General features: G+C 63.4%; 13 protein-coding genes. 8 read left to right on the forward strand and 5 right to left on the reverse strand.

Going from position 1 to position 10,545, the window contains the following annotated elements; all coding sequences use genetic code 11:
* From EOA75_RS21350 to EOA75_RS21360, 3 genes are all read right to left on the reverse strand, one after another.
* Nucleotides 1-723: PfkB family carbohydrate kinase (locus EOA75_RS21350; protein ID WP_245466697.1), on the reverse strand; the 723-nt coding region annotated here is incomplete at its 3' end.
* A gap of 147 nt (nucleotides 724-870) precedes the next feature.
* Nucleotides 871-1,503 carry a LysE family translocator gene (locus tag EOA75_RS21355; protein ID WP_095823238.1) on the reverse strand — a complete coding sequence of 211 codons (633 nt, stop codon included), beginning with the start codon at nucleotides 1,501-1,503 and terminating at the stop codon, nucleotides 871-873.
* Nucleotides 1,504-1,550: 47 nt separating this feature from the next.
* A complete protein-coding gene (locus tag EOA75_RS21360) occupies nucleotides 1,551-1,910 on the reverse strand; it encodes a thioesterase family protein (protein ID WP_206517025.1) in 360 nt (119 codons plus the stop codon).
* Nucleotides 1,911-2,227: 317 nt separating this feature from the next.
* Between EOA75_RS21360 and rfaD the strand changes: the two genes are divergently transcribed.
* Genes rfaD through waaC form a run of 3 tightly spaced genes read left to right on the forward strand, consistent with a single transcriptional unit; the run spans nucleotide 2,228 to nucleotide 5,129 of the window.
* Entirely contained in the window at nucleotides 2,228-3,178 is a 951-nt protein-coding gene (rfaD, locus tag EOA75_RS21365; RefSeq protein ID WP_127325090.1) for an ADP-glyceromanno-heptose 6-epimerase, read from the forward strand.
* Entirely contained in the window at nucleotides 3,151-4,158 is a 1,008-nt protein-coding gene (waaF, locus tag EOA75_RS21370; RefSeq protein WP_127325091.1) for a lipopolysaccharide heptosyltransferase II, read from the forward strand. Before rfaD ends, waaF begins: the two co-directional genes overlap by 28 nt.
* Nucleotides 4,155-5,129 (forward strand): lipopolysaccharide heptosyltransferase I, encoded by a 975-nt coding sequence (waaC, locus tag EOA75_RS21375; protein WP_127325092.1) that lies wholly within the window; start codon nucleotides 4,155-4,157, stop codon nucleotides 5,127-5,129. The genes waaF and waaC overlap by 4 nt, the downstream gene beginning before the upstream one ends.
* A gap of 3 nt (nucleotides 5,130-5,132) precedes the next feature.
* Here the strand turns inward: waaC and greA are convergent, their stop codons facing one another.
* A complete protein-coding gene (greA, locus tag EOA75_RS21380; protein WP_027168132.1) occupies nucleotides 5,133-5,606 on the reverse strand; it encodes a transcription elongation factor GreA in 474 nt (157 codons plus the stop codon).
* A gap of 276 nt (nucleotides 5,607-5,882) precedes the next feature.
* The gene (locus EOA75_RS21385) at nucleotides 5,883-6,422 is read right to left on the reverse strand and encodes a tetratricopeptide repeat protein (RefSeq protein WP_127325093.1); all 540 of its coding nucleotides are present in this window, start codon (nucleotides 6,420-6,422) and stop codon (nucleotides 5,883-5,885) included.
* A gap of 179 nt (nucleotides 6,423-6,601) precedes the next feature.
* On the opposite strand from EOA75_RS21385, the gene EOA75_RS21390 reads away from it, so the two are divergent.
* The 5 genes from EOA75_RS21390 to EOA75_RS21410 form a co-directional block, all read left to right on the forward strand.
* Complete coding sequence (locus tag EOA75_RS21390) at nucleotides 6,602-7,027, forward strand: DUF3775 domain-containing protein (protein WP_067326696.1); 426 nt, start codon at nucleotides 6,602-6,604, stop codon at nucleotides 7,025-7,027.
* A 193-nt stretch (nucleotides 7,028-7,220) separates the two neighbouring features.
* Nucleotides 7,221-8,255, forward strand: a complete 1,035-nt coding sequence (locus tag EOA75_RS21395; protein WP_127325097.1) for an extensin family protein — start codon at nucleotides 7,221-7,223, stop codon at nucleotides 8,253-8,255.
* 185 nt (nucleotides 8,256-8,440) lie between these two features.
* Nucleotides 8,441-9,193 (forward strand): extensin family protein, encoded by a 753-nt coding sequence (locus tag EOA75_RS21400; protein WP_245466698.1) that lies wholly within the window; start codon nucleotides 8,441-8,443, stop codon nucleotides 9,191-9,193.
* A 72-nt stretch (nucleotides 9,194-9,265) separates the two neighbouring features.
* On the forward strand, nucleotides 9,266-9,973 hold the full coding sequence (locus EOA75_RS21405; RefSeq protein ID WP_127325095.1) for an LssY C-terminal domain-containing protein: 708 nt from the start codon (nucleotides 9,266-9,268) through the stop codon (nucleotides 9,971-9,973).
* Between the two features lie 94 nt (nucleotides 9,974-10,067).
* On the forward strand, nucleotides 10,068-10,545 hold a 478-nt coding region (locus tag EOA75_RS21410), incomplete at its 3' end, for a CNNM domain-containing protein (RefSeq protein WP_127325096.1).

The raw sequence follows: 10,545 nt of genomic DNA on the forward strand, positions 1-10,545 counted from the left end.
GTCATGCGCGGCAATCAGGTCGCGTGCCGCAGCGACGATCTCGTCATCGCCGAAGACCGGGCGTCCGACCGCCTCGCCGAGTTCCTTGCAGTTGGGCGTGACCGCCGTCGCCCCGGCATAGCGCGCATAGTCGCGGCCCTTCGGGTCGATCAGCACCGGTTTTCCGGCATCGCGGCAGATCGCGATCAGTTCGGCCGCCACGCCGTCGAGCAGGATGCCCTTGCCGTAGTCGGACAGGATGACGATATCGGCACGCGCAAGGGCAGCCTGGAAATGCTCGACAAGCGTCGTCCGCTCGCCACTGGACAACGGTTTGATTTCCTCCTCGTCGAAACGCAGCACCTGCTGGTTAAGCGCGCTGAAGCGGCTCTTCGACGAGGTCATGCGGTCCTGCCGCTGTGCAAGGCCGTCCGTATCGGCGCCAAGATCGCCGAGCATGCGCATGAGATTGTCGCCGGCCTGGTCGGCGCCGATGACGGACACCGGGATCGCGGCGCCGCCCAGTGAAACGATGTTGGAAACGACATTGCCGGCGCCGCCCAGGGCCACCACCTCGCCCCGCCCATACAGCACCGGGATCGGCGCTTCAGGCGAGATCCGCTCGATGACGCCGTTGACGAAACGATCGAGGATGAAATCGCCGACCACCAGCACCGTGACCTCGCCGAAGTGGGCGATGGTGCGATGCAAGGGCTCCGGGGAAGGCAGATGGTGCTTGATCATCTCACTGGCACGCGCCGAAAACGACGGTTCTTGATCGGGGTTGCAGCGCCGGAAAACCGGCGCTCTTCATTCTTCGCGATGCCGATATACCGCAATCGGGGCCAGCGCAACGGCGGCCGTATGCGCACGGCCAAGGCGCCGGACGGATCAGCTCTTCTGCAAGGCGACATGGACGCCGAGACCGACAAGCACGGCGCCACCTGCGCGCTGCATAAGGCGCTGCGCGCGACCGGAGCGCCGCAGGCGCGCAATCATCGCGCCGGCGAGAAAGACGCAAACGATGTCGGCCGACGAGAACATCAGGTTGACGACGGTTCCCAGCACCACGAACTGCAGCCAAACCGGCAAGGTCGCCGAGGCATCGATGAACTGCGGCAGGAAAGCCATGAAGAAGATTGCTGTCTTGGGATTGAGCACCTCGACCGTGATGCTTTCGAAAAAGGCGCGACGCGCCGATTTTCGCTCGATGGCAGGAAGCGTTCCGTTTCCCTGGATCTTGGCGCGGAACAGCGAAACACCGAGCCAGATCAGGTACAGCGCGCCGACAAGTTTGACCGCCATGTAAAGCGGCGGCACGGCGTGGAACAACACCGACAGTCCGGTTGCGGCGGCAAGGACATGGACATAGCCGCCGAGATGGATGCCGAGCGCCGCCGTCAGCCCCGACCAACGCCCGCGCGCCATGGTCTGCGCGGCGGCATAGAGCATGGCCGGTCCGGGAATGTAGGCGAAGATAGCCGTGGTGACGAAAAAGGCGATAAGCAGTTCGGTCGACGGCATCTTGATCCCTCACGATAGGAGCCGACTGAAGCGGGAGCTTTGCGGCCTCACTGTGGCGACGAACCGGTCTGCCCTGATTTGGCAAGAACACGCGCCATGAACTTGTCATGGTCGACGACCGCGCGCTCGTGGAAACCTTCGCCGATCAATCCATTCTCGTCGCTGCACGATACCTTGAAGCGCAGCTTTCGCCCCTGCACCGCGACAAGCTCGACATCGGCGGTGACGGTCATGCCGACGGGCGTCGCGGCGACATGGCTGACGTCGACATGGGTGCCGACGGTTCTCTCATGGCTGCTCAGGAACGGACGCAATGCCTCGACGCATGCCCATTCGATGAAGCCGACCATGAAGGCGGTGGCGAAAACCGGTGGCATGTCGCCGAAACCCGCAAAGGCCGCTGTCATGGCCGGAACCGTCAGGGAGTCGTCGACCCGCAGGGTTTGAACGTGGTGAAGGCCTGGCTTTAAATCGGATGTCATGGCTCCATACCAACGGCAAGAACGCACACCGACGGCTCATGCCACAGCCCTCAATGGCACCATAGCTTGCTTCGATCGAAGACGCACCGTTCGGCGCGCCAGAGCTTATCTCGCGAGCCGTTCTGCCGATCCATCCCTACATTCGTCGTAGCCGATGCTCCGCAACCGGCGACCTTTTATCGACACTCGCTCGCGCCTCACCTATAAGGGCCGGAATCGGCAACGAAACAAGGCTCACCAGGATGATCATTGTCACGGGCGGCGCCGGCATGATCGGCTCCAACATCGTCGCCGCGCTGAATGCCGAAGGCCATGACGATATCTTGGTCGTCGACGATCTGACCGACGGCCACAAGATCGCCAATCTGGCCGATCTCCGCATTGCCGATTATCTCGACAAGGACGAGCTTCCGGCCCGGCTCGAGGATGGCGGGCTGGGCCGCATCGATACCGTCTTCCATCAGGGCGCCTGCTCGACCACCACCGAATGGGACGGCAAGTTCATGATGGACGTGAACTACGCTTATTCGAAGCGCCTGCTGCACGCCTGCCTGGCGCTGCGGGTGCCCTTCCTCTATGCCTCCTCGGCTTCGGTCTATGGCGGCGGCAGCGAGTTTCGCGAAGAGCCCGAATTCGAACGGCCACTCAACGTCTACGCCTATTCTAAGAAGCTGTTCGACGACTATGTCCGCCGCAATGTCTTCGACACCGATCACTCGCAGGTGGCCGGCCTGCGCTATTTCAACGTCTACGGGCCGCGCGAGGCGCATAAGGGCGCCATGGCCTCGGTCGCCTTCCATTTGTTCAACCAGGTCGAGCAGGGCCAGAACCCGAAGCTGTTCGGCGCCTATGGCGGGTTCGGCCCCGGCGAGCAGAGCCGCGACTTCATCCATGTCGGCGACGTCGCCGACGTCAATCTATGGCTATGGAAGCGCGGCTCAAGCGGCATCTTCAATTGCGGCACCGGCCGCGCCCAGCCGTTCCGCGCCATCGCCGAGACGGTGATCGACACGCTCGGCAAGGGTGAGATCGAGTTCATTCCCTTCCCCGAACACCTGAAGGGCAGCTACCAGAGTTTTACCGAGGCGGATATGTCCCGCTTACGCGCGGCCGGCTACAATGGCCAATTCCGCACCGTCGAAACCGGCGTCAGAGACTATGTCCAATGGCTGAAAGCCCAACGATCCTCGTGATCGGCCCACGCTGGGTGGGCGACATGGTCATGGCCCAGTGCCTGTTTACGGCGCTGAAGGAAAAGCATCCGAATGCCGCGATCGACGTGCTCGCGCCGTCTTGGGCAGCGCCCCTGGTCAAGCGCATGCCCGAAATACGCTCCCAGATCGACTTTCCACTGATGCCCGGCACGCTCGAATTCCGCAGCCGCAGGCGCTTCGGCCGCCTGCTGCGCGGCCGCTACGACATGGCCTATGTGCTGCCGGGGAGCTGGAAATCGGCGCTGATCCCGTTCTTCGCCCGAATTCCGCGCCGCGTCGGCCATCTGAGGGAAATGCGCTACGGCCTGCTGACCGACATCGTCCCGCTGCCCGATGCGGTGAAGCGGCGCACGGCTCAGGCCTATTTCGGCCTGGCGCGCGGCGGCACTTTTCGCCCGCCGAAGCTCACCGTCGATCTCACCAATCAGGCCGATCTGCTGGCGCGGTTCGGGCTCAGCGCAAAAGAATTCGTCGCCCTGTTGCCGGGCGCCGAGTTCGGCCCGGCAAAGCGCTGGCCGAGCGAATACTATGCCGAGCTAGCCCGCGGGATGATGGCAAAAGGCCTGGGCGTCGCCTTGCTCGGCTCGAAGAACGACGCTGAGGTCACCGGCGAGATCGCGAGGCTTGCGCCGGGCGCCGTCGACCTTGCCGGCCGGACGAAGCTGGAGGATGCCATCGACCTGGTCGCCGCGGCGAAGCTAGCCGTCTCGAACGACAGCGGGCTTATGCATGTGGCCGCCGCCGTCGACACGCCAATCGTCGCCGTCTATGGCTCGACCTCGCCCGAAAACACGCCGCCGCTGACCGATCGTTCGGAACTGATCTGGCTGCACCTCTCCTGCTCGCCCTGCCACAGCAAGGTCTGCCCGCTCGGCCATCTCAACTGCCTTAAGACGCTCGATGTCGCGCGGGTCGCCGCCGCCGCCGACCGGTTGCTTGAAATTCCTGCGGCCGCATGAGGGTTCTGATCGTCAAGACATCATCGATGGGCGATGTCATCCACACCTTCCCGGCCGTCGAGGACGCGCTCCGCAATCGCCCGGACATAAGCTTCGACTGGTGCGTGGAAGAGGCCTTTGCCGCCGTCGTCGCCTTGCATCCGGCGATCGGAACCATCCACAAGGTGGCGCTCCGGCGCTGGCGCAAGAAGCCGTTCGACCGCGGCACATGGCGCGAGATGGCCGGCCTGAGACGTGCGCTTCGCTCGCGCCGCTACGACCTGGTTATCGATGCACAGGGGCTGTTGAAATCGGCCGTGGTCGCCAAGCAATCCGGCGCGCCGATCGCCGGCTTCGACCGCTCCAGCGCCCGCGAGCCCTCGGCGACGCTGCTCTACGAGCGCAAATACGCCGTGCGGCGCGAGTTGCACGCCATCGAGCGCACCAGACGCCTGTTCGGCCTGGCGCTGGGGTATCAGCCGGACCTCTCGACGCTCAACTCCGGCATAGTGCCGCCGGCAGGCGGACTTTCCGGCGTCGAAGGCAAAACGGCTTTCCTGCTGCACGGCACCAGCCGCGAAGACAAGAAATGGCCGGTCGAAGACTGGGTCGAGACTGCGCGCCGACTGGTGTCGCAGCAATTTACACTGATCGTCACCTGGTCGAACGAAGCGGAGAAGCGTGTTGCCGAGGCGATCGCCGGCGCCGTGCCGGAAACGGTGCTGGTTCCGAAATCGCCGCTAGCGGATGTCGCTGCGATCCTCGGCCGGTCGACGCTCGTCATCGGCGCCGACACCGGCCTCACCCATCTCGCCAGCGCTTTCGGCCTGCCGACCGTCGCCATATTCCTGGCGACGGAGCCCGGCCTGACCGGCCCGCGCGGGCCGTTTTCATCGACACTGCTGGCGCCCGCCGGCGGCAAAGTCACGCCGGCCGAAGTTATGGCTGAAGCAGAGCGGCTGCTGGTGCTTAGATCGGAAACGCCAGTCTAGCCCTCAAATAAATTGCACCTGGACGATCTCGTAACCCCGTGCGCCGCCCGGGGCGTTGACCTCGATGGCATCGCCGACTTCTTTGCCGATCAACGCGCGCGCGATCGGCGAGGAGATCGAGATACGGCCGGACTTCACGTCCGCTTCCTGGTCGCCGACGATTTGATAGGTCTTCTTTTCCTCGGTGTCCTCGTCGACCAGCACGACCGTGGCGCCGAACTTCACCTTGTCGCCGCTGAGCTTCGAGACATCGATCACCTCGGCGCGCGCGATCAAGTCCTCGAGCTCGTTGATACGGCCCTCATTGTGGCTCTGCGACTCTTTAGCCGCGTGGTACTCGGCATTTTCGGACAGGTCGCCATGCGAGCGCGCTTCGGAGATCGCCTCGATGATGCGTGGACGCTCTTCCTGCTGGCGCCAGCGCAGTTCTTCCTTCAATGACGCGAACCCCTCGCCTGTCATCGGGACCTTGATCATGATGCCTGACCTTTCCTGCCACTACCCCCGCTTTTCGGGAATAGCCTTGTCGTTGGGTACAAAAAGAAAACGGTCCGGCAGCCTCGGGCTAACGGAACCGTTTCACCACAATTTCCCTGAATATAGCGATCTCCGCGCGATTTTCACGCTCAAAAATGAAGTTCAGTAAAATCACCACCGCTTTCGCAAGGCCATCCGGCGCTAAATCCGCAATGCCGGCTGCAAAAAACCGGCTGCGATTGCTCGCAGCCGGCCTCGAAAAGCATCTGAGAAGAATCAGCTCCTCAGGAAACGCTCGATCTGTTCTGACAACATGCCGTATTCGCGCGAGCCTTTGCCGGTCCGCTTCTCGATTTCCTTGAGCTGCTCCTGCGCGCCGGCAAGATCGCCGATTTGCAGATGGGCCTCGCCGAGATATTCGCGCACCAGCGTGTAGTCGGGGTCGATGCGCAGCGCTTCCTCGTAATAGCCGAGGCCGACCGTGACACGGCCGGAATGGCGATGCGAATAGCCGAGATAGTTGAGAATGCGCGGATCCTGCTTGTTGGCGGCGAGCGTCAGCACCGAGATCGCCTCGTCGTAGCGCCCGGCCATCGCCAGATCGTGGCCTGCCTCGTAGATGCTGTCGTCATCCAGCATGCCGTACTGCGGCACGACGCATTTCTTCTTTTTCTTGTCCCAGACCTGACCCTTCTTGCATTGAGTGGTAGTCTGGCTGTCACCGCCACCGCCCTCGCCGGCGGTGAATGCAGGCGCCGCGAACAGCGGCAGGCTAACGGCAGCAGCCAAGACCTGAACAAGCAAACGTCTGCGCATCGGAGCCTCCTTGAGCGTGACAACGGCAGATTAACGCCGCTTCGATGCGGTTTCATCCCGAAAACCTGTCAAAAGCCAAACTATTTGGAGGTCGGGGAGCGCATCGCCTCTGCGAACGGATGTGACGCGGGCCGCAAATCCGCTATCATCAGTCCAGCGCACGACGAGGAGAAAGGCCAGTGCAGCAGCGCCTCGAGAAGGAATGGGAGCTTTCCATCGACCCGGATACCGTGCGCCTGTTCATCCTGAAGGCCAAGGCGCTGAGCGCAGCCGTCAACGAGGACTACGACGACGGCGCCGAGCACGAGGTCGAGTTCGATGGCGACAGGCACGACAATCATCATCACGACGGCCTTGTCGAGGAGGCATCGGAAGACCTCACCGAGGAGGAATTCCGCGAGCTTATCAACGACCTCAATGTCGATGAAGCGGCCGAGCTCGTAGCGTTGGCCTGGGTGGGCCGCGGCGACTACGAAGCTTCCGAATGGGTCGACGCGGTGGCGGCCGCGCGCGAGCGCGCCAACAAGCGCACCGCAAAGTACCTGCTCGGACTGCCGCAGCTCGCCGATTGGCTGGAGGAAGGCCTGGAGGCGATCGGCGCGTAACGAACCGGTAACCGATTTTGATCGCAGCGCCGCAGCGTCCAAGGCAACCTTGCGATGCCGTGCCCGTTTCCGGCCGATGGCGAGGCTGAGCTTTTGCGGATTTTGCAGACTGGCGCTGCCTTTGGCGGCGGGGATTTTGCTGGCCACGTCGGCCGATGCCAAGCATCGTCACAGGCAGCCGCTGACACCGCGCATGGAGCAGCCGTTGACGCAGCGGGCGGATCAACCACTGCGGCCGAGGAGCAAGCACCGCGTGAGACCGCGCGGCAAGCAGCACGTCGCGCCAAAGCTGGCGCAACAGCAAACGCAGGACCAGCCGATCTTGCCCGCCGATGCTCTGGTGCCAGAACCACGGCCCGCGGAAGCGCAAAAGGCCGGCACCGCAACGCTGGAAGAGCAGAAGGCTGCCGGTCCAAAGGACGCTGACGCATCTGACCCGATCAATCAGGAAAAGTCTCGTGAGGGAAAGCGGCAGCATCCCGAGCCTTCGGCCACCGAGCCGTCAACCGACACGGAAGGCGAACCTGAGGCGCCGTCTGCGGTGCCGATTCCGACGCAACGACCCGACATCGCGGAACCGAAGCCGCCCGCTGCCGCACCGAAGCCACCTGAAAAGCCGGCTGATACCCACGACAACAAAATACTGCCCGATCCGCGCTCCGCTGAGCTGCCAGCCGACAAGATGCCGGCGGAGGAGGTTGCCTGCCGTGAGCGCCTCAAGACGCTCGGCGTCGAATTCGAGGAGCACAAGGCCGAGCACGACGCCGAGATCGGCTGCTCCATTCCCTATCCCATCGTCATGAAAACATTAGGAAAATCGATCAGTATAGGCGCCGGAGCCGAACTCAACTGCCAAATGGCGGAGGCTGCGGCACGATTTGCCGTCGAAGTCATCCAACCCGCCGCGAAGGCCGAATTTGGCGCCGATCTCAAATCGATCGGCCAGGCCTCCGCCTTTGTTTGCCGCCCGCGCAACGGTGGTGGAAAGCTTTCGGAGCACGCCTTCGGCAATGCGCTGGACATCGCGTCCTTCACACTCTCCGACGGCAGGACGATCGAGGTCGGCCCGGTGCCGCCCGAAAAAGATGCAAACTTCCTGAACACGATCCGCAAGGCCGCCTGCGGGCCGTTCAAGACGGTGCTCGGCCCAGGCAGCGATCCGGACCACGCGCTGCACTTCCACTTCGACCTCGAGCCGAGACGAAATGGCGGAACGTTCTGCCAATGAGTGGGTGCGAAGAACAGATGCCGCAATTCGGCCCCAGGCGTGAATGCCGGCGCTGATCTTTCCTTTACTCTTGCCGACTAGACTTGTGCCATCCGGGGACAGGATGCCTTTCGATGGCCGCAATATTTGGCGCCAGCCTCGCCTTGGCGCGACTAAGCACTCGTGCGCGCTCCGTTGCCGTCAGAATGACAACGGGGCTCGCAATCACAGCGGTCTCGGCCTGCACCACCGGCGATGTCTTTTCGCTGCAGCCGGCCGTCGACGTCGGCAGCCAGACCTCCGCCATGCCCGAGGCTCCGCAATATTCCGGCATGCAGAGGCTTGTTCCGTCCGATCCCTACCTGACCCAGGCAGCCTATCCGCGCATGGATGAGCCCTTGTCTTCGCCCGAGCAGATGCCGGCCGGCGAGATCGACTGCCGCAATGAACTGAAACGGCTTGGCGTCGTTTACCAGGACATCCAGCCTATCCACGAAGGCCAGTGCGGCATCGACTTCCCGGTGAAAGTTTCAGCCATCGGCAGCGTCGAGATGAAACCGGCAGCGACACTGACCTGCAACATGGCCGCGACCTTCGCCGCCTGGACCAGGAACGAGCTCGTGCCGTCAGCCCGCTGGCGCTATTTCTCCGGCGTCAGGGCGATCCACCAGGGCTCGAGCTATTCGTGCCGCAAGATCGCCGGCGAGGGCGTCTTGTCGGAGCACGGCAAGGGCAATGCGCTCGACGTCATGAGCATCGAGCTCAACAATGGCAACGACATCGACGTTCGCAAGCCTGGCCTGTTTGCGTTCCGCACCCGCGGCTTCCTCAACAATGTTCGCGCCGACGGCTGCCAATATTTCAACACGGTCCTCGGCCCGGGCTACAATTACGACCACCGCAACCACTTTCACTTCGACGTCAAGAATCGCAGGAACGGCTACCGCGCCTGCCGCTGACCTTCGGCCTACTGCCCAACCGGCCCAACACCGCATAGAGTGGGCCGGGCACAGGCTTGGGAGTGGTCTCTCGTGGGTGAGCGAAGCCTTAGGCGACGCGCGGCGATCTGGCTGGCGGCTTTCTGTGCTTTCTATCTTGGCTTTGCCTACCTTGCCGCGCCGGAATTCTGGACCTGGCGGGAGCACGGCTTCCGCACGCAGCGCTTCGAGATGGTGACGCATACGCCGCAGGGCATTCCCGGCGACCCTATCAATGTTGGACTTGTCGGCACCGAGAAGGAGGTGGTCCACGCTTTTGCCGTGGCCGGCTGGGACACGGCCGACGCCGTCACGCTTAGGACAGCGATCGACATCGGCGAGAGCGTCCTGTTCTCCCGACCCTATCCCGATGCGCCGATCAGCCGCCTGCTGTTTGAAGGCCGCGCCCAGGACCTCGCTTTCGAAAAGCCCGTCGGCGACAGCGCCGACCGGCGCCACCACGTCCGCTTCTGGCAGACAAATACCGTCGGCGACGACGGCCGCCCGCTCTGGCTGGGCGCTGCCAGCTTCGACCGCGGCGTCGGCCTGAGCCACGACACCGGTGCCATCACCCATCATATCGGCCCGGACATCGACGCCGAGCGCAACTTGCTGATCGGCGACCTCAGCACCGCAGGCATGCTGATATCGACCGACGAGATCCCGGGGATCGGCGCGACGAAAAACGGCAGGAACGGCGGCGGCGATCCCTATTTCACCGACGGTATGGCGGTGGTTGGCGTGTTGAAGCAATTGCCCTAGCGCATCCGGCATTCTCGAAGCGGCAAACCGCGCAATTCGAAAAACGCCCAACCCGCTATTTTCGAATGCGCCGCAGCAATGCTATTGACGCCGCATGCTATACCTCGAAATCGCCGTTGTGGCCGCCCTCATCCTGGTGAACGGCCTTTTGGCCATGTCGGAGCTGGCTATCGTCTCGTCGCGCCCGGCCCGCCTCAAGGCGATGATCGACCGCAATGTCAGGGGTGCCGGCCGCGCGCTGGCCCTCGGCTCCAACCCCGGCAAGTTTCTGTCCTCGGTGCAGATCGGAATCACCCTGGTCGGCGTCCTTTCCGGCGCCTTTTCCGGTGCCACGCTCGGCGAGCGACTGGCTCAATACTTGGCCTCGACCGGCATCCGCGAGAACATCGCCGACCCCATCGGCGTCGGCATTGTCGTCGCGGTCATCACCTACGCCTCGCTGATCGTCGGCGAGCTCGTGCCGAAGCAGATCGCGCTCAGGGATCCTGAGCGCGTCGCAGTCCGCGCTGCGCCGGCGATGACCATTCTCGCCAAGGTATCGGCGCCGCTCGTCTTTCTGCTCGACATTTCCG

Origin of the sequence: Mesorhizobium sp. M1A.F.Ca.IN.022.07.1.1 (genome assembly GCF_003997575.1) — a bacterium.
Taxonomy (GTDB): domain Bacteria; phylum Pseudomonadota; class Alphaproteobacteria; order Rhizobiales; family Rhizobiaceae; genus Mesorhizobium.

Bases quoted from the DNA above. Each gene is read 5' to 3' on its own strand.
- EOA75_RS21355 (WP_095823238.1), bottom strand. From the start codon at position 1,503: ATGCCGTCGACCGAACTGCTTATCGCCTTTTTCGTCACCACGGCTATC.
- EOA75_RS21360 (WP_206517025.1), bottom strand. From the start codon at position 1,910: ATGACAGCGGCCTTTGCGGGTTTCGGCGACATGCCACCGGTTTTCGCC.
- rfaD (WP_127325090.1), top strand. From the start codon at position 2,228: ATGATCATTGTCACGGGCGGCGCCGGCATGATCGGCTCCAACATCGTC.
- waaF (WP_127325091.1), top strand. From the start codon at position 3,151: ATGGCTGAAAGCCCAACGATCCTCGTGATCGGCCCACGCTGGGTGGGC.
- waaC (WP_127325092.1), top strand. From the start codon at position 4,155: ATGAGGGTTCTGATCGTCAAGACATCATCGATGGGCGATGTCATCCAC.
- greA (WP_027168132.1), bottom strand. From the start codon at position 5,606: ATGATCAAGGTCCCGATGACAGGCGAGGGGTTCGCGTCATTGAAGGAA.
- EOA75_RS21385 (WP_127325093.1), bottom strand. From the start codon at position 6,422: ATGCGCAGACGTTTGCTTGTTCAGGTCTTGGCTGCTGCCGTTAGCCTG.
- EOA75_RS21395 (WP_127325097.1), top strand. From the start codon at position 7,221: ATGGAGCAGCCGTTGACGCAGCGGGCGGATCAACCACTGCGGCCGAGG.
- EOA75_RS21400 (WP_245466698.1), top strand. From the start codon at position 8,441: ATGACAACGGGGCTCGCAATCACAGCGGTCTCGGCCTGCACCACCGGC.